12 protein-coding genes are annotated in these 18,736 nt (G+C 64.0%); 4 read left to right on the top strand and 8 right to left on the bottom strand.

Annotated features, from left to right (window positions below; genetic code table 11):
* The first annotated feature begins 2 nt into the window (after positions 1-2).
* Entirely contained in the window at positions 3-1,136 is a 1,134-nt protein-coding gene (locus tag P0D70_RS09525) for an amidohydrolase family protein (protein WP_408184249.1), read from the top strand.
* Here the strand turns inward: P0D70_RS09525 and P0D70_RS09520 are convergent.
* Both P0D70_RS09520 and P0D70_RS09515 read right to left on the bottom strand, forming a co-directional pair.
* On the bottom strand, positions 1,133-1,618 hold the full coding sequence (locus tag P0D70_RS09520) for a DUF3331 domain-containing protein (RefSeq protein ID WP_408184261.1): 486 nt from the start codon (positions 1,616-1,618) through the stop codon (positions 1,133-1,135). The genes P0D70_RS09525 and P0D70_RS09520 overlap by 4 nt on opposite strands.
* 57 nt (positions 1,619-1,675) lie before the next feature.
* The gene (locus P0D70_RS09515; protein ID WP_408184248.1) at positions 1,676-2,668 is read right to left on the bottom strand and encodes an MBL fold metallo-hydrolase; all 993 of its coding nucleotides are present in this window, start codon (positions 2,666-2,668) and stop codon (positions 1,676-1,678) included.
* Between the two features lie 290 nt (positions 2,669-2,958).
* Here P0D70_RS09515 and P0D70_RS09510 point away from each other — a divergent pair, with 290 nt between their 5' ends.
* The 3 genes from P0D70_RS09510 (at position 2,959) to P0D70_RS09500 (ending at position 7,155) form a co-directional block, all read left to right on the top strand.
* Positions 2,959-3,921 carry a LysR family transcriptional regulator gene (locus P0D70_RS09510; protein ID WP_408184247.1) on the top strand — a complete coding sequence of 321 codons (963 nt, stop codon included), beginning with the start codon at positions 2,959-2,961 and terminating at the stop codon, positions 3,919-3,921.
* Between the two features lie 184 nt (positions 3,922-4,105).
* Positions 4,106-5,020 (top strand): helix-turn-helix domain-containing protein, encoded by a 915-nt coding sequence (locus P0D70_RS09505; protein ID WP_091803393.1) that lies wholly within the window; start codon positions 4,106-4,108, stop codon positions 5,018-5,020.
* Between the two features lie 320 nt (positions 5,021-5,340).
* Positions 5,341-7,155, top strand: coding sequence for an ATP-binding protein (locus P0D70_RS09500; RefSeq protein ID WP_408184246.1), 1,815 nt, complete (start codon positions 5,341-5,343; stop codon positions 7,153-7,155).
* Here P0D70_RS09500 and P0D70_RS09495 read toward each other — a convergent pair.
* The 6 genes from P0D70_RS09495 to P0D70_RS09470 form a co-directional block, all read right to left on the bottom strand.
* Positions 7,145-7,966, bottom strand: coding sequence for an alpha/beta fold hydrolase (locus P0D70_RS09495; protein WP_408184245.1), 822 nt, complete (start codon positions 7,964-7,966; stop codon positions 7,145-7,147). The genes P0D70_RS09500 and P0D70_RS09495 overlap by 11 nt on opposite strands.
* A gap of 176 nt (positions 7,967-8,142) precedes the next feature.
* Positions 8,143-13,728: an ATP-binding sensor histidine kinase gene (locus P0D70_RS09490; protein WP_408184244.1), complete on the bottom strand. Its 5,586-nt coding sequence runs from the start codon at positions 13,726-13,728 to the stop codon at positions 8,143-8,145.
* 1 nt (position 13,729) lies between these two features.
* Positions 13,730-14,116: a response regulator transcription factor gene (locus P0D70_RS09485; RefSeq protein ID WP_286162101.1), complete on the bottom strand. Its 387-nt coding sequence runs from the start codon at positions 14,114-14,116 to the stop codon at positions 13,730-13,732.
* Between the two features lie 288 nt (positions 14,117-14,404).
* Positions 14,405-16,126 carry an FAD-dependent oxidoreductase gene (locus P0D70_RS09480; RefSeq protein WP_408184243.1) on the bottom strand — a complete coding sequence of 574 codons (1,722 nt, stop codon included), beginning with the start codon at positions 16,124-16,126 and terminating at the stop codon, positions 14,405-14,407.
* Positions 16,127-16,225: 99 nt separating this feature from the next.
* Positions 16,226-17,722 (bottom strand): alginate export family protein, encoded by a 1,497-nt coding sequence (locus P0D70_RS09475; RefSeq protein WP_408184242.1) that lies wholly within the window; start codon positions 17,720-17,722, stop codon positions 16,226-16,228.
* Complete coding sequence (locus tag P0D70_RS09470) at positions 17,712-18,659, bottom strand: VOC family protein (protein ID WP_091803415.1); 948 nt, start codon at positions 18,657-18,659, stop codon at positions 17,712-17,714. The genes P0D70_RS09475 and P0D70_RS09470 overlap by 11 nt, the downstream gene beginning before the upstream one ends.
* Positions 18,660-18,736 lie beyond the last annotated feature (77 nt).

Genomic DNA, 18,736 nt, shown 5'->3' with positions numbered 1-18,736 from the left:
GCATGGATTGCAGTTGCTGCATTTCACCGAAGCGCCGCCGCCTGCTCGGCACGATGGCCGCACTCGCCGGCGGCCTCGCCTCGGGCGTGCCGGCCACGGCCGCCACCGCCAACCCGGCCGCGGGAACGACCAGCACGGCCGGCGCTCCCCGCAAAGGCCGCTCGATCGACATTCACGCGCACTACTACCCCGAGAGCTATTGCGAACTGGTGGGCAGCGAAGGCCAGAAATTCGGCGGGAAGTTCACCTGCGACGCCAGCAGCTTCAGCTTCCAGACGCCGGCGGGCGGCCTTGGACCGCTGCCGCTCAAGTTCATCAACATCGACGAACGGCTCGCCGACATGAACGCGTCCGGCGTGGACATGCAGGCCTTGTCGTTGAGCGTGCCGATGGCCTACTGGGCCGACCGCGACTTCAACGCGAAGCTGGCGAAAACGTGGAACACGGCGGCCTCCGCTGTCCATGTCAAGCATCCGGACCGCTTCGTCGTGCTCGCGACACTGCCGATGCTCAATCCGCACGACGCGATCGACGAACTCGAACGCGCGTCCGAATTGCCCGGCGTGCGCGGCGTGTACATGGGGACCAACATCAACAACCGTGACCTCGACGATCCCCTGTTCGAACCGGTCTTCGCGCGGATCGAACAGCTGGATCTGCCAGTGTTTCTCCATCCGCAACAGACGGTCGGCGGTGCGCGGCTGGGCGACTTCTATCTGAGCAATCTGCTCGGCAATCCCTTCGACACCGCGATTGCCGGCTCGCATCTGATCCTCGGCGGCGTGATGGACCGGCATCCGAAACTGAACATCACGCTGCCGCACGCCGGTGGCGCGTTGCCGATCCTGATGGGCCGTATCGACGCAGGCTGGACCGTGCGCCCCGAAACGCGGCGGCTGGCGCAGAAACCGAGCAGCTACCTGCGCCGTTTCAACTACGACACGGTCTCGCATTCCGGCCCGGTGCTGGACTTTCTGATCCAGAACATCGGCATCGACCGGCTGGTGCTCGGCAGCGACTACTGCTTCGACATGGGCTACGAGCAGCCGGTCACGTTCCTGGATCGCCTTACGCTGCCGCCCGAGCAAAGAAATCTGATTCTCGGCGGCAACGCCGCGCAGTTGCTGAAGATCTAAAGCAAATCGCCCGCTGTCACCATAGCGGGCATTTGCTCGACCACCGAGGCGAGGATCATCGCGGTGGCGTTGGCCGGTATGCTCGCCCGCACTCTCGGCTTATAGATCAGATCGTCACGACGGATCACTGTTCCGCTTAGCGCACAGTAACCCTTCAGACGGGCGCGGCAAACGATCCACACCTGGTCGTCGTAGCGGCAGCGGGTTGCATCCTGCCAGAGCACCGCGACCGACGTATCCGACAGACGCTCGATGACTTCCACCTGCACATGCGGCGACGGCACGCAAGCGGCCATGCGGGACGTCCGCCGCGCGCGCGACGCGTCGCCGCCCACGCTGCGATAGCTCGGCAACAGCCCGTGGATCACGTGGTCCCACACGGAGGCGGGCCCGTCCTGAGTTGCGCAGGTCTGCTCGGGCGGTGCGCAACATGCTTCGCGGCTCGCCTCGACGCGTCGCTTCAAGTGGGTTTCGCTATGCATCATGCTTGCTCCCATCGCTTGCTCCCATCAACTGACCGTGGGCACCGCGAGCCGGCTTCAATGCCCCGGCTCGGCTTCGTAGTTGACCGGCACCCAGTCGTAGGCGTTACCGTTTTTCCTGACATGCCCCAAGCCTGGAAAAGCAATATGCGCGGCGCCCACGAGATAGCGTTTGTCCGCTGCGAGCTTGAGTGCATAGCGCCGCGAGCGTTGCGCCGCGGCGGCGTCGGTGTCGTATTCGACGGATGCCGTGGGGTTTTGCAACTGGATCGCCGCGACATGGATGACGTCGCCCCACACCAGCAGATCCTTCGAATCGCTCTGCACGAGATACGCGGTGTGGCCCGGCGTATGACCGGGGAGCGCGACGGCGCGAATGCCCGGATCGAGTTCGACGTCGCCGCTGAACGGCTTGAAGCGGCCGGCCGCGACATACGGCGCGACGCTAGCGTTCGCGGCGTCGAAAAATGAACTGAGGAAAGCGGGCGCCGTGGATTTGTTTGCCGGATTCAGCCAGTAATCCGCTTCGGCCTGGCTCACCCGCACGGCCGCGTTGGGAAACGCCATCGCCCCGTTCACGATGACACCGCCGACATGGTCCTTATGCAAATGGGTGAGCAGAATTTCGTCGACCTGTTCGGGCTGGTAGCCCGCGGCGCGCAAGTTGCCGGTCAGCCGGCCACAACAGTCGCCATAGAGCACGCCCGCACCGGAGTCGATCAGAACCAGCTTCGAACCGGTGTTGATCAGGAACGCATTGATCGATCCCTGCACCGGCGCTTGCAGAAAGTCGCGCGACAGGTCGTGCGCGATGTCGGACTTCTGTACGCCTTGAACGACGGTATCGATCGGAAAGGGATGCGTGCCGTCGAGCAATGCGGTCACTTCGAAGTCGCCGACCATGATCCGGTAAAAGCCCGGCCCCTGCGTCTTGACCTCCGGCGCGGCGGCCAACGCGGCGTGCGGCCCTATCGCCGCGCAAACGCTCAGGATCAGTACGCACCACCAGCCAACGTGCATGAGCGATATGCGCCGAATCAGTGCCAACATTCCGTTTCCCGTGCCAGTTGCGATCATGAAAAAAGCATACGACGGCGCGTTCGAAACCGTTGCTAATTTTTATTAATTGTCCTGAGTGGACGCTGCTCAGCGCCGCGCCCTGCATGTCCACATGTTCACAGGCATCGCATGCGCTCATACGAGCGGATTAGAGGCGTGAATGCATGGATGAACGCGCCACCCGTATGTAGGGATAGCGCGAGCCTGCCGCGGGTCGTATTGTTTCCACATCAGGCAAACCGTTTTGCCGGATTCAACCGGATCAAGAGGTCACAGCGGCTATGGACAGAATCTTCAGCATGCGCGTGTTTTCGCGAGTGGCGGAAACCGGCAACTTCAGTGAAGTTGCCAAACATATGGAACGCAGCGCCGGCAATATCTCGCGAGCGGTGGTGTCGCTCGAAGAACATCTGCACACGCGGTTGCTCCAGCGCACCACGCGCAGCGTGTCGCTCACCGAGTGCGGCGAGCGGTACTACCGGCGCTGCAAGCAAATCCTCGCCGATATCGACGAAGCCGACGCTGAAGCCAGCGACGCGCACACGCTGCCACGCGGCAAGTTGAGGGTTCACGCCGTGCCCGACATCGGACTGAAACAGCTGACGTCCACCATTGTCGAATACCGGCACGCGTATCCCGCGGTCTCCGTCGACCTGAAGCTGCTGCCGCACATGGCGAATCTGATCGAAGACGAGTTCGACGTATCGATCGTATCCGCCTCGTCGTTGCCGGACTCCCGCAATGTGAGCAGGCTCATCGGCCGTTGCGAGCGCATTCTGGTCGCCTCGCCGGACTATCTCTCGCGGCATCCCGTGCGCAGCGTGGAAGACCTGCCGAACCACACGCTCATGCAGACCAGTTCGTCGTTCGACCCGCCGTCCGAACTGGCGGGCCGGGTCGCGGGCAATCCGGAGCAGTCCGGCCATTTCGTCGTCAACACCATGCAGGCGCTCAGAGTCGCATTGCTGGCGGGTGCCGGCGTGGGCGCCGTGCCGACCTATTCGGTCGCGGACGAACTCCGGGAAGGCAAGCTCGTTGCGCTGTTTCCAGACTACCCCCTGCAAACGACCAACGTGTTCGTGGTTTATCCCTCGCGTCGCTTTGTCGATGCAAAAATAAGAACGTTCGTTGAATTCCTCATAGTGACACTGAAACAGAAACTCGATTTGCGTATTGCGAATCTGGCGTTGACCGACCCACCGGCAATCCCATCAGAACGGCCCAAAGCGGCGCATCGAGCTTGACCGGCACGGCCCTTGGTCAGTCATCTGGTTAATTTTTCGCTTGCAACGCTCAAACCTAAACGAAAATTAATATTCAACGAAAATAATTTCCGAGATAATCGCGCCACTCCGCCGGTTATTGACATCTCTTGATTTTGGCAACGCGAACGGGCGCATGGACCGCGACGACCAGAGGTGACGGATCATGTTGAACCAGACTGAAATTGCCTCCCCTACGGCAGCTCGCAAGAAGGATTCGCTGGGCTGTCTTTCGAACCAACTGCACAAGGACCTCGAACTCGAAGCCGGCGACTTCACGTTTTATCGCAAGTGCCGTCGTCAGGAAAAGACCAGCGAAGTGGTCACGCCCGCATCCGACCGCGGCGTCCTGATTGGCGTGTCGCTCGGCACCGGCCATCGCCGGCGCATTATCTCGGGCAGCCGCTCGGCCATGCACGAGTTCGACCGCGACTCGGTCTACATTCGCAATTTCGAAGAGGACTACCGTGCCGACCTGCACGGCGCTTTCGATTTCGTGCTGGTGGAGTTTTCGCGCGCGTTCATCGCGAACACCGGCTACGAACGAAGCGGCACGAACATGACCGGCTTCTCGGCGCGGCCGGGCCTCAAGGACCCTATCTTCGGCCACCTCGCGCAGGTGCTCGCGCTCGCGCTGGATCGTACGAGCGAGGCAAGCCCGTTGTTCATCGAGCAACTCGGCGTCGCCATCGGAACGCATCTGGTCGATCGTTACGGCAGCGCGCCGGCGCAATCGGTCAGGTCGGGCCGGCGACTCTCGAGCCTGCACGAGGCGCGAGCCAAAGACATGCTGCTCGCGAAGACCCAAGGCAGTGTTTCGCTCGAAGAGATCGCGAACGCCTGCAACCTGTCGCGCAGCTATTTCATCCGTGCGTTTCGCGAGACGACGCATCGCACGCCGCATCAGTGGCTGCTGGAGCAGCGTATCGAACGCGCTCGCCAGCTGCTTCGCGGTTCCGATTCGTCACTGTCGGAGATTGCCATCGCCTGCGGCTTCGCCGATCAGAGCCACTTCACGCGCACCTTCACGCAACTGGTCGGCACGCCGCCGGGAAGCTGGCGCCGACGCGCCGGCAACTGAGCGGATCGCGGGGCGCCCGACTCGCGCAAGGGACGACTGAGCCGGGTGGTCATCGGGCGCGGGTGCAGCCGCGGCCACTGGCGCAGCCTTAGCCTCAGTCACCGCCGCAGCCTCAGCCGCAGCCTCAGCCGCAGCCTCAACCACATCCGCACCAATAGACTTTCCTACAAACCATCGCACTAACATGCAAGACACGCGGGCCAGGGGCGCGGTACCTTCCCTCCTACCAGCCCCGGCGCATGCAACCCCTCTCCCCTATCTCCGCCGGCCCATCGACGTCGCCTCCGTACCTCGCTCGATATCCTCAACCGGTCAACGCCATGATGGAAATAGGCAGCTTTCAGATCGATCTGGAAATGCGCACTTTGCGGCGCAACGGCGAAGTCGTGCGTCTCGGATCGCGCGCGTTCGACATTCTTGTCGTGGTCGCATCGGCGGGCGGCCGTCTCGTTACGAAAGACGAGTTGATGAACGCTGTCTGGCCCGACACCATCGTTGAAGAAAACAACATTCAGGTTCATCTATCGGCATTGCGCAAGGTGCTCGGGACGGAGCGCGACCTGATCCTCACCGTGCCCGGCCGCGGCTATCAGTTGTTGCCGCGCAAGAAAAACGCGCTGCTCGATGAAGCCCGTTCGCCGGCCGCCCGTGGGCGCCGCCTTCCCCCGCCCAAGTCCGGCTTGCTGGGGCGCGACGCCGAGGTCGAACTGATCCGCTCGATGCTGCGCCGGGCGCATGTATTGACGCTGGTCGGCGCGGGCGGCATCGGCAAGACCCATCTTGCGATCGAAGCGGCTCGCCATAGCGCGGCGGAGTTTGCCGACCCGGTCTGCTTTGTCGAACTCGCTGCGTTGACCACGCAGGAAGCCGTGCTCTGCGCCGTTGCCGAAAGCTGCGGGCTGGCTCTCCCCGGTGCGCAGATCGACGTGAGGCGCGTGGCCGCGGCACTTGCCGGCAAGCCCAGGCTTCTTCTGCTCGACAACGCGGAACACGTGGTGGGCGCCGTGGCGCAAATCGCCGACGCGCTGGTGGCCGGCAACCCGGACCTGCGTGTGCTCGTCACGAGCCGGGAGCCGCTGCGCATCATGGCCGAGACGGTATTCCGGGTCGAGCCGCTCGATGTGCCGCCGCCGCATGCCGGCGACGCGGACATCCTGCGATGCGCCGCGGTCAACCTGTTCGTTCTGCGCGCCAATTCCCTGCAGAAGACCGTGGCCACAGATAGCGCGGAGCTACGGCTCGTCGGCGAAATCTGCCGCCGCCTGGACGGCATTCCGCTCGCAATCGAACTGGCCGCCGCACGCGTCGTCGCGCTCGGTGTGGAAGGCGTGTGCCGCCGGCTGGACGACCGCATGGCGATTCTGGCGGGCGGTTATCGCACCGCGCTGCCGCGCCATCAAACCTTGCGCGCCACGTTCGACTGGAGCTTCGCGCTGCTCGACCCGGTCACGCGGGCCGTGTTCCGCCGTCTCGCGCTATTTAGCGGCACGTTTTCTTTCGAATCGATGTGCGCAGTGGTGTGCGACGAGGAACACACAACGGCGAATGCGATTGGCGGCATCACCGAACTGGTGGCGAAGTCGCTCGTGAGCGTCGAGTTCGCCGGGGCCACGGCGAAATACCGGCTCTCGGAATCGACCCGGGCCTACGCGCTGGAGCAGCTCAAGGCCGAGGGCGAGCTGCGGGAGATCATTGCGCGCAACGCGTACCACGTGTCGCGCCGCTGTCAGGCCAAGTTGCTCGGTGGGATGCGAAATATCGAAAACGAGTCCGCTACTTCGCCGGATCGTCAGCAAATGTTCGAGGATGCGCGCGTCGCTTTCGACTGGGCGTTTTCCGCCGACGGCGACCCGCGCACCGGGATCGAGCTGGCGTCGAATCTGGTCGATGCACTGCTTGACGCCCGACTGTTCGAAGAGTGCTGCGCACGCGCCGCACAAGCCGTCGATGCATTGACCAGGCTACCATCGGGAACGGTGAGCGCCGCCAGCGAGAAACGCCTGCGCGCCGCGCTGGCCTCGGCTTCGCGGGCTGTTCGCGAGCCGCCGCCAGTGCCCGCGAAACCCGCGCGCGCGGCACAGGCGGCGAAAAAGCCGGTGCCGCACGGGCCGCCGGCCTGCTCCATTACGACTTGATAAACTCCAGCAGGTCCGCATTCACGCGGTCCGCATGCGTCGTGCACATACCATGCGGAGCACCTTCGTACACCTTCAGCTTCGCGTTCGGCATGATCTTCGCCGACAGCTTGCCGGAATCGTCGAGCGGCACGATCTGATCGGCATCGCCTTGCAACACGAGCGCGGGCACCGTTACCTTCTTCAGGTCTTCATTGAAGTCGGTTTCCGAGAACGCCTTCACGCAGTCGTACAGGCCTTTGATCGAACCCAGCATGCCGATCTGCCAGAACGAGTCGATCGTGCCTTGCGAGACTTTCGCGTCCGGGCGGTTGAAACCGTAGAACGGCACGGCCAGATCCTTGAAGAACTGCGAACGGTTATTCTGCACACCCTCGCGAATGCCGTCGAACACCGACATCGGCAGGCCGCCCGGATTCGCTTCCGTCTTCAGCATGATCGGCGGCACGGCTGCGATCAGTACCGCTTTGGCCACACGCTTCGTGCCATGACGGCCGATATAGCGAACCACTTCGCCACCGCCCGTCGAATGCCCGACCATCACGATATTGGTCAGATCGAGTGCTTCGATCAGTTCGGCGAGATCGTCCGCATAGGTGTCCATTTCGTTGCCGTTCCACGGCTGCGACGAACGGCCATGGCCGCGACGGTCATGCGCAATCACGCGATAGCCGTGTTCCGCGAGGAACAGCATCTGCGCATCCCAGGCGTCCGCATCGAGCGGCCAGCCGTGGGAGAACGTGATCGGCTGGCCCGTACCCCAGTCCTTGTAATAGATCTGCGTGCCGTCTTTGGTGGTGATATAAGCCATCGCTGTTGCTCCATTCGAGGTGATTGACCGGCGTGTGCCGGCTTCCGATGCGTCAACTGAGTATTGCTGACCTTCAGTTTTCGCCTCTTTCTGATTGCCCACATTTTTCAGATTCGCACGGCCGGTCGTGCGGCTTGTCGCTCACTCCTTTCGGTGATGCGCAGCGTGAGCCCATGCTAGCTGGCGACCGGCAAACTGAAAACGAACACCGTCCCGCGCGGCTCACCCGGCGCGGCCGACAACGTGCCGCCGTGCGCTTCGACAATCGATCGGCAGATGGCGAGCCCCATGCCCATGCCGGTCGACTTCGTTGTGAAGAACGCATCGAAAATACGTGGTGCGATATCCTCGCTGATCCCGCTGCCGTTATCCTGCACGGACACGATCACCGCGCCCTGATCGTCGACGGAAGACGTGACGGTAAGCAGGCGCTGGCGCGCGTCGAGATGGCTCATCGCATCCGCGGCGTTCATGACGAGATTGAACAGCACCTGCTGCAATTGCACCCGGTCGGCCAGCACCGAACGGTTGGCGGCCAGATCGAGCCTGACCACCAGGCTGCGCTGTTCGATTTCAGCCGCCGCCAGTTCGAACACTTCGCGCACGACATTGTCGACATAGGTCGTCACGAAGCTCGGCTTGGCCTCCTTCGCAAGCGACTGCAACGCGCGGATGATTTCACCCGCGCGCTTGCCGTCTTTCACGATATCGCGCAAGCCGCCCAATGCTTCCGGAATGTCCGGCACCGGCCGGTTGAGCCAGCGCACACCCGCGCTCGCATTCGACACGATCGAAGCAAGCGGCTGATTGATTTCGTGAGCGATCGAGGCGGCGAGCTCGCCCATCGTGGTGGCGCGCGAGGCTTTCGCCAACTCGAGCTTGGCGTTCTGCAACGCCAGTTCGGTCGTATGCCGGTCGGTGAAATCCGTGACCACGCCGACAAAGCTGCTCACGCCCGAGGGCTCGCCGAGCACTTCGAGATATTTGACCGTTCCGTCCGGCACGACGACGCGGAACTTCTGCCGGAACGGCGTGCGATCACGCGCGGCCTGCTCGACGGTCTGCTGATAGAAGGCGACGTCTTCCGGATGAATCCGCTCGAGGATCGCCTGGGTGCCAGGCCCCACGTCTTCCTGCGGCAGGCCGAACACGTTGTAAAGCTCTTTGGACCAGTACCGTTCGCCCGTCAGACCGTTCCAGATGTAGCTGCCCGAGCGGCTGATCCTTTGTCCGAGCGCGAGCGCCTCTTCGCTCATGCGCAAAGCCATTTCGGTTTCCTGGCGGCGCCGGTTTTCCTCCACCAACTCGGCATAGAGGCGCGCCGTTTCGAGCGAAATGGCCGCTTGCGAAGCCAGCATTTCGAGCACCGACGTGCGGGACTCCGTGAACACGCCCGCGCTCAGGTTGTTCTCCAGATACAGCGCGCCAATGGCCTTGCCCTGTTTGACGAGCGGCAGACAGCATACGGAACGAACCAGTCGCTTCGAAAAGGCCACGTCGAACGAAAAGCGCGCATCGCGTTGCGCGTCTTCCACCACGACCGGCTTGCGCGTGCGCAACGCCGTGTAGTACACCGAGGCCGGCAGATCCTCGCGCGTGAGCCTGTCGCCGCCCAACGTCACCTGAACGCCGTCCGCCGTATCCCGCCCGCTCGCCTCGATGACCGGCACGTTGCCCTTCGACAGGATCAGCATGCCGTTCTGCGCGCCGGCGTGAACAATGGCCAGTGTCACGAGCGTGCGGATGAGTTTCTCGAGCACGATCTCCTCGGACAACGCCTGCGACGACTTCAACACAGCCACGAGGTCGAACTGATGCTGGGCATCGGCGATTTCAATCGAGGGGCGCGACGCCACCGGCTGTTCGACCGGGAGGCGCACCGGACGGTCGCCGCGTTCGAGTTGCTCGACCTTGGCGAGCGCGCCCCAACGCGTGTAGCTTTCGATCGCGCGCCGGCGGTGGTGACGCGCCGCGCTGAACAGACCGTTCGCCTCGCAGCATATGGATGCCAGTTCGTGGGCGAGCGCGTTGCCGTGATTGAAGCCGCTTTCCGAAGCCGCCGCGGCGGCCTGTTCGTAGAGCGCCATGGCCGCGAGCGGCGCGCCGTCCAGACGCGCCACCTCGGCCTCGATCAGCAGTAGCTTATCCTGAAAGGTCGCGGGATTGAGTCGCGCCCAGGTTTTCAGTTTCGCGAGATGCGGTTCGATGCGTGCGACGGCGCCGGCTGCATCGGCATCGCCCGAGTAGACCTTGGCGAGATTGAGCGCCGTATAGAAGTGATAGTCCAGCAGATGGATATGTGCGGGGGTCGACCACTTCAGCTCGCCGGCTTCGGCAAGGCAATGACGCGCGTTCGCGTAGTCACCGTGGAAATAGCAGGAGATGCCCTTGAACAGCCAGATCCAGAAACGCAGCGTCGTCATCTGGGTGTCGAGCAGATCGGCGTCGAACGTCATGCGGCCGTCCACCACGACGCCGAAGTTGCCCGGCAGTCCAGGGCCGCCCGTCAAACTGTGAACGTAGCGCTTCTGCAGTTCCAGAATGTCTTCCACGTCCTTGAAACGCACGCGCCTCGCGAATGACAGGCCGAGATCGATTTCCCTGTCGACCTGTTCCAGCGGCGCGCCGATCGTCAGCAGATCCGACACGATGTGGTTGCACGAGTAGCAGCTCATGGTCAGATCGCCGCTCGGGCGCGCCGATTCGAACGCATCGCGCGCGCAGTCCAGCACGTAGGGCAGCGGCTGCGTCCAGACGGCGACCGTGTCGAGCGCGACCAGCACGCTCGTGGCGACGGTGTTGAAACCGCGCTCCTTCACCAGCGTGCGCGCGAGCCGCGAGAACTCGAAGCCTTCCTCGTAGCGGCCGAAAAATTCCGCCACGTACACACCGAACCACGATAGACAATGCGCCGAAGCCGCGGTGATGCCGTGATCGACGGTGAGCTGCACCATCCGGCACAGATGCAGGAAGCCCAGACGTTCGTTCACGAACGATGCAGGCGCATAGACGCTCGCCAGCAGATTCATTTCCGATTCGATTTTCTCGTCGCGCAACATCGGCAAATCCGCGAGCGAGGCGATGCTTCGCGTCTTGAGCGATTCGTTGAGCCGGCTGTATGCGGCTTCGACATCGGCGGCTTCCGGATAGCGCGGCAGATACGTGCCGAAGAGCTTGACGCCTTCGAGCGTGGTGTCGACCGCGGCTTCATAGTCCGACAGATGCTGCTGCATGTCGACCTTCAGCTTGTAGACCGACACGCGAGCGACAACCGACAGGTCCTGCCGCAGCAGCCTCGCGATCTCCGCGCCGGCGGCATCGAAGTTCGCATTCAGGATGTGGCACTGCACCCGCAGCACCCCGATCTCGTAGCCGAACGACTGCGCGTAGTCCACCACGCTCGCGTCGAGGAGTGTCTGCGCGACGTCGAGATAGCTCAGTGCTGACTGGATGGCGATCGCTTCTTTTGCGTGGCGCGCCGCCTGCAAACAGATCTTCGCGAACACAGCCGTTTCGTCCGGATTGAGACCGCGCAGCGCGCCGGCCGCCTGAGCCCGTTCGATATGATGCGCGATATCGAAGGCCGACTGGCTCATCGCGCGCGCGTCGAAATCTTCCGTCAGAATGGCGGCGATGCGGGCATGTTCGATACCGCGCCCGTTAGCGGGGGTCAGCGCGTATGCGGCTTCCTGAACCCGGTCGTGGGCGAAAGCGAAACCCGTCCGGTCGGATACCACCAGGCCGGCCTCGATGGCCGGTTGCAGCCGCCGCTCCAGTTCCGCTCCGCCGGCATGATCGATCCGCATCAGCGTCGAGCGGTCGAGCCGGCGGCCCATGAACGCCAGCAGCCTGAGCACGGCCTGGGCCTCGCGCGGCAGGCGCGACAGCCGCGCCACCATCAGATCGACCACGTTATCGGACGATTCGTACTCGCTGATCCGGTCGATATCGTAGGTCCAGCGCCCGGCCATGCCGTCATAAGCGATCAGTTGGTGGTCAGCCAGCGCAAGCAGCAGTTGCTTGATAAAAAACGGATTGCCCCCGGTCTTCTCGTGGACGATCGCCGCCAACGGATAAACCTGCGCGGCGTCGCAATGCAGCGCGTCGGCGAGCAGCGCCATGACATTCGCGATATCGAGCGGGCCGACGGCGAGCGTGGCGACGTGCGCAGCGGCGCTCGGTAGCGAGTTGAGAAATGCCTTGAACTTCGGCGACCGGTCCACCTCGTTGTCACGATAGGCGCAGATCAGCAGCACATGGCGGATCTCCACGGTCGCCACGAATTGCGCAATGAACTTCAACGTGGCGTCGTCGAACCAGTGCACGTCGTCGAAGAACAGGACCAGCGGATGCGCCTGCGTCGCGAACACGGACAACAGGCGCGTGATCAGCGCCTGGAAACGCAGTTGCGCTTCGACCGGCGGCAGATCCGGCACCTCCGGCTGCTCGCCGATCACCAGTTCCAGTTCCGGAATGAAGCTCGCGATCAGTTTACCCTGCGCGCCGACCGCTTCGCGCAACACGTCGCGCCAGCGCGCGAGCTCGCTGTCGCTCTCGCCCAGGATGCGCTGGAACAGCGAGCGTATCGCCTGCATCAAGGGCGCGTAGGGCGCGTTCTGCCCGTACTGCTCGAGCTTGCCCGAGGCGAACAGCGTAGGCGTTTGCGCGGTCGCGCGGTGCACGCTGCGCACGAGTTCAGACTTGCCCGCACCCGAGTAGCCGGACACGAAAATGAGCTGCGCCGCGCCCTGCTGCGCATTGCGCTCGAAGGCTTCGAGCAGCGCGTTGTATTCGTGCGCACGGCCGAACAGGCGATGCGTGACAGCAAGGTTCCTGACGTTGTCTTCCGCGGCCGGCTCGAACGGCGCGATGTGCTGCATCTCGTTCCAGTCGGCCAGACAACGCCGCAAATCGGCTTCGAGACCCGACGCGCTTTGATAGCGATCCGCCGGGCTTTTCGCCAGCAGCTTGAGGACGATCGAACTCAGCACCGTGGGCAGCGACGGACGATACTGCCGCGGATCGGCGGGCTGACGGGCGACGTGGTTGTAGACCCATTCGAGCGCGTCCGCTGCTTCGAAAGGCAGACGGCCCGTCAAGAGTTCGTACAACGTCACGCCGAGTGAATAGAGATCGCTTCGCTCGTCGGCCTGGCCTTCGGCGCGCCTCGCCTGCTCCGGCGACATATAGGCGAGCGTGCCGTACAGGATATCCGGCGACTCGGCGCAAGGATCCGCCGCGAGATGGAAGGCGTCGCGAAATCCCAGCAAACGAACCGTACCGTCAGTGCCTTCCAGCAGATTGGACGGCTTGAGGTCGCGATGCAGAACGCCGCGCCTATGCGCGAGCCGCAGAGCACGCGCGGCACCGACCGCGATGCGCAGGAAACGGCCGAGCGCGATCGTGCCGTCGGCAGGCGGCAGAAGCAGCGCGCCGCCATTGTCTTCGTACACGAGTATCGGGCCGCGCGCGAGCTGGACGAGCGCGAGTGGTCGAACGCCCCACGCCGAGTCGAGTTTGTCGGCCGGCGCGAACTCCTGCGCGAGACGCCGGAAGACGGCCTCGGAGGGCACATCGGCCGGCACCGCGACCAGCCACGACTGCGCGCCGTCGCGCTTCCTCGCGCGATAGCGCACGATGTTGCCGTCGACCAGCAGCGCCTCGAGCATGAGCTGATCGAACCAGACCTGATCGAAATGCGCCGTGGCGCCGGCATCAGGCGACACTGCACGCAATCCGTCGGCAAATGCCTCGGTGCTCAATTCACTTCCCCTTCCTTCTAATGGCTAGCTGGATCAGCTCTAGCAGAGTGTCATCCGCAAACGGTTTGCGCACGAACCCGACAGCGCCGCGTTGCATCGCACGCCGAACGGTTTCGTCGTCGCCATGCGCGGACATGAGCACGACGGGAATTTGCCTATGATCCTCTTGCAGTCGACGTTGCAAGTCGAGACCCTGCATGCCCTGCATTCTAAGATCGAGCAACACGCACAACGCGTCGTCGACGACCGGCGAGGCGAGAAATGCCTCGCCCGACGCAAACGTCATCGTCGTGTAGCCCACCGACTTGAGAAGGTTGCCGAGAGCGCTGCGTAACGACGCGTCGTCGTCGACGATGCAAATAAAGCTCATAGCTGCGGATACCCACATTGCGCCAATGTCATGCCGCCACTCGATTCTGGCGCGACCTTCAAGGTTTCAGGCGCGCCCCGCCCGGCGTCATGCTGACCTTGCGCCGCGCTTGCGCGCGACGCACGAGCAGAGGCACGATCCCATTCCTTTGCATGTTAGGGGCCGGCCGGCGCTTCGCACTATCACACTTAGGTATGACGCCGTGATGCACGCCGGCGCTCCCGGCCAGGTCCTGCATCGGCTGTTCCGTCGTCCGCATGCTGGCTGGCATCGCGCTCGCGAACCCTTCCGTCTGAACCGTTTGCCTCAAGCCGCCACCTTCGTGAGCTGGCTCAGATACGCGTGAATCTGACTCACTACGGCAGCCCCGTCGCCCACCGCCGCCGCGACCCGTTTCGCGGACTCCGAGCGCACGTCGCCAACAGCGAACATGCCCGGCACACTGGTTTCGAGCGGATAGCGCGCGCTCGACTCGGAGAAGCCGTGCTCGCTGCGCGCGAAGCCGGTCACGACGAAGCCGCGGTTGTCGAGCTCCGCGCCGCTCGAACCGAGCCAATCCGTTTTCGGGTCCGCGCCGATGAAAAGAAACAGGTGGCGCGTGGAAATCACTTCGTCCGCGCCCTCGTCCTCATGGCGGATACGTACCTCGGTCAGTCCGCTTTCGTCGCCGCCGAGTTCGCGTAGCACGCAGCGCGTGCAAAGCGTCACGTTCGGCAAGGACCCGATCCGGTCGATCAGGTATCTGGACATGCTCGCGTTGAGATCCGCGCCGCGTATCAGCACGCGAATGCTGCGCGCGAAGTTCGCCAGAAACACGACCGCCTGGCCCGCGGAATTGCCGCCGCCCATCAGCACGATGTCTTGCCCTTTCACGAGCTTGGCCTCGATTGTCGATGCCCAGTAGAACGTGCCGCGCCCTTCGAAACGGTCGAACCCGGGCACCGTCGGCTTGCGGTACGCCGCGCCGCTCGCCACCACGACGGTGCGCGCGCTGATGCGCTGCTCGTCCTCCAGCGTGAGCATGAAGATGCCGTCATGACGGCTCACGTCCATGACCTTGCCGGGAATCGCCAGATGCGCACCGAACTTCAAGGCCTGCTGGAACGCGCGGGCGGCGAGCGCCTGGCCCGAAATGCCGGTGGGAAAGCCCAGATAGTTCTCGATGCGGGAACTCGCGCCGGCCTGGCCGCCCGGCGCGCGCTGGTCGAACACGGCGACCGACAGACCTTCGGTGGCCGCATACACGGAGGCGGCCAGTCCCGCCGGTCCGGCGCCGACGATCGCCACGTCATACACGCGCGATTGCTCGAAGGTCGGCACGAGGCCGAGGCACGACGCGAGCTGCGCCTCGTCCGGCGCGCGTAGCACGTAGCCGTTCGGACAGAACACCAGCGGGAAATCGCCCGGACCGGTCGTCATGCCGCCCAGCAGCTTCATGGCTTCGGGATCGGTGCGGGCGTCGATCACCATCGCCGGATAAGCATTGCGACGCAGGAAACCTTGCAGCCGGATCAGCCGCGCGTCGTCGCCATTGCCGACGATCACCGGTCCGAGCCCCTGCTCGATCAACCCGAGCCGCCGCAGAATCAGCGCGCGCATGATGTGCTCGCCGAGTTGCGCGTCGGCGACGATCAGCGCGCGCAAGCGCTCCGGCTCGATCACGAGCGTCTCGACGTCCGTCAGCGCGATGCCGTCGATCAACGCCGGCTTGCCGGAGAGCTGCGCCATCTCCGCCATGAAGTGGCCGTCGTCATGTTCGGTGACGACGGTCGAGCGCCCGAAGCTGTCGCGCGACTCGATCCGCACGCGGCCATGCAGCAGCACGAACAGGCCGAGCGCCACCTGCCCGGTTTCGAAGATCAGTTCGCCGGCCTTGAACGACATCGGCCGCGCGAAGCGGCGCAGGCTCGCGATCTCGGCGGCGGAAAGACGGGGGAACATCTGATGCCTGCGATATTCCAGCGAGGAATACGGAAACTCGAGTTCCGAGGGCGTGGTTGCGTCGACGGATATGTCCGGAGTGCTCATAGCTTGACCTCATCTGGCCCGTCGCCGTAACGACGGTTTGCCGGTAGCGCGTACGCTACCGCTTGCTGTTCAATACACTCTTGCTGCTGTTCTATACCTCTACCAGCCGAACTTGAGTTCGGCGCCCACGTAGTCGGCATTGCGCGCGCCCAGATCGCGCAGTGACGGACCGACCTGAAAATGCACGGCTTCCAGCGCCGCCGCAAGATTGGCAGCAACTGCATAGTCGGCGCGCAGTTGCGTATAGAAGCCGGTCCACGGGGTGCCATGTCCCGCCGTCCCCGGCACGACCGACGACCCCTGGCCGTACACGGCGTCCGCGGTGGTCTGACGCCATTGCAGGCCGACGCCGGCCAGCAGCGTGAGCTTGCTGCTCGGCTTGAGGACGAGCGTCGGCTTGACGTGCACCAGGTTCGTGTAGCCGGTGTAGCCGGCCAGCGCGAAGTAGTAGCCGTTCGGAAAGAGCGGATTGAAGGTGCCGATGCGCCCGTCTTTCGGATGACTGTCGCCCGAAGCGGCGTCCACCTGAATGCCGAGGCGCGGCGTCCACGGCAACGAGGTCAGCGTATAGCCGGCCAGCGAGCCGACCGCCCACGCGCCGATGGTCTTGCTGCCGACATGTCCGGACTGATACATCGCCTCGACGTCCCAGTCGATCGGCGCGACATTGCCGGCGTAGCGCGCGTCGAACACGTCGCGGTGTTCGTCGCCGCTCGCGTCGAGGAACTTCGCGTTATTGCGGTTGTAGCGCGAGTAATACGCGGACAGATCGCCCGGCCCGACGTTCTTGCGCTCCACGCGCACACCGCTAAAAGTCAGATCGCGATTGGAGACGTCGTCGAAATCCGAGTTGTCGCGGTATTGGACCGGCTGCGTTGCGTAGGCGATCCAGCGCCACGGGCCGGTTTCATAGTCGGCCCAGATCGCGTCGAACGCCTGGCGCACGTTCGGGCCGTCGCGCACGGAAACGAAACGCTGCAAGTCGAACGCCATTTCCTGGCGGCCGACGCGAAACTTCACCGTACCGGGCCCGAGCGGTTCGGTAATCGCCACGAACGCCTGGCGCAGATCCAGCGGGTTCTTGTCGACCGGCGTAACGACATCCTTGCCGTAAGGCCGCGCGTCTTCGAATTGCGTGAAGATCTGCACATGGGGGCCGAGGCGCACGTCCGCGTGAACTTCGAGCCGCTGCAGCAGGTAGGTGTCGTCGTGCGCCGCGCCGAGGCCGAACAGCGGCGCGTCGTTGATTTCGAGCCGTTCGCGCAGCACCATGCCGAGCGAAATATACGCGTCCGGATTGCCGAACAGCGGAATGTACTTCAGCGAATCGAAGGGCTTTTTCGGCACGCAGGGGTTGGCCAGCGCCGACCAGTTTTCCTGCCAGCGATTGAACATGATCGCGGGCCGCGCGCACGACGGCGCCGCCGCGGCCGCCGTGCTGCCGGTCGTGGACGTGTCGTCCGCGCCGCCGAGCGCGGTGTCCGCGGCCACAGCCGGCAGCGCCGCCGCCAGCCCCGTGCTGATCAGCAACGCGCGGATGGCGCGGCGCATGCGCCGCACTCTGAACGGCGCCACGACGTTTGCCTCACTTGCCATCGTGCACTTCGGCAATGTACCCACCCGGGAATTCGAGCATCGCGGTCTTGCCCGATCCGCTCGCATACGCCGGGTACACCACCTTCGCGCCGGCCGTTTGCGCGCGCTCCAGCGTCTGCGCCACGTCGTCGACGCCGTAGCCGGTGGTTTCACGTCCGAACGGGAACGGCAGCTTGCCGTCCGTCACGAACACGATCATGCGGCCGAAGCCCGACGTGATACGGATCTCGCGCACCGTCTCGCCCGGGCGGCCGATCACGCCGGCATCCGCGCGCGGGTTGTCCGACACCACCTTGCCATGCGAGAAGTGCAGCCAGCGGCGCACGAAGTTGTTCGCTTCATAACGCGACACGTACACGCGGTTGTCGGGCACGCTCTGCAACGGCGCGTAATTCGGCGCCTTGGTGTGCCAATACAGCTGCATCGTCAGACCGCCCGGCCATTGAATGATCGCGTCCTTGCCGATCGGATCGTCGAACGGCTCGACCAGCACGTCGGCGCCGGCCGCGCGCGCCGCTTTCACGCCCTGGTCGATATCCGTAACGAGGTAGCCGGTGCGCTCATTGCCGAACGGATAGGGAACCGGCGTCTCGAAGCCGAACACCGACAGCATGCCGACCGGCGTCTGCACGTATTGCGAGGCCGTCTTGCTCGGCGTCGGCGTCACGGTGAAAACCGCGCGCGGCGAGGCCTTGCCGCCGAAGGTCGCGAGGAAGCTGTTGACGAACGCGTCGAGATCGGCGGAGGCGACGTATACATGCGTGGTGTCGTACTGCGGACCGACTGACACGTCCGGGTGTTTCACCAGCGCGACCTTGCTGCCCGGCACTTCCGGCGGCCCCGCATCGGCGAGGGCTGACGAAACCGGCGTGAACCCGACCAGCAGCGCGGCGCACACGAGCGCGATGGAGCGGTACCTATGAAGCGACTTGAACATTTGACTATCCGTTTGAGTGGGCAAAATTTGAATGACGGCCCGCGAACGGCATTCCGTCCGGCGAACTGCGCGCGCCT

It is taken from the genome of Paraburkholderia sp. RL17-381-BIF-C, from assembly GCF_046026435.1.
Taxonomy (GTDB): Bacteria; Pseudomonadota; Gammaproteobacteria; order Burkholderiales; family Burkholderiaceae; genus Paraburkholderia.
The sequence above is the reverse complement of the archived record's forward strand: the minus strand, read 5'-3'. Positions and strand labels throughout refer to the sequence as shown.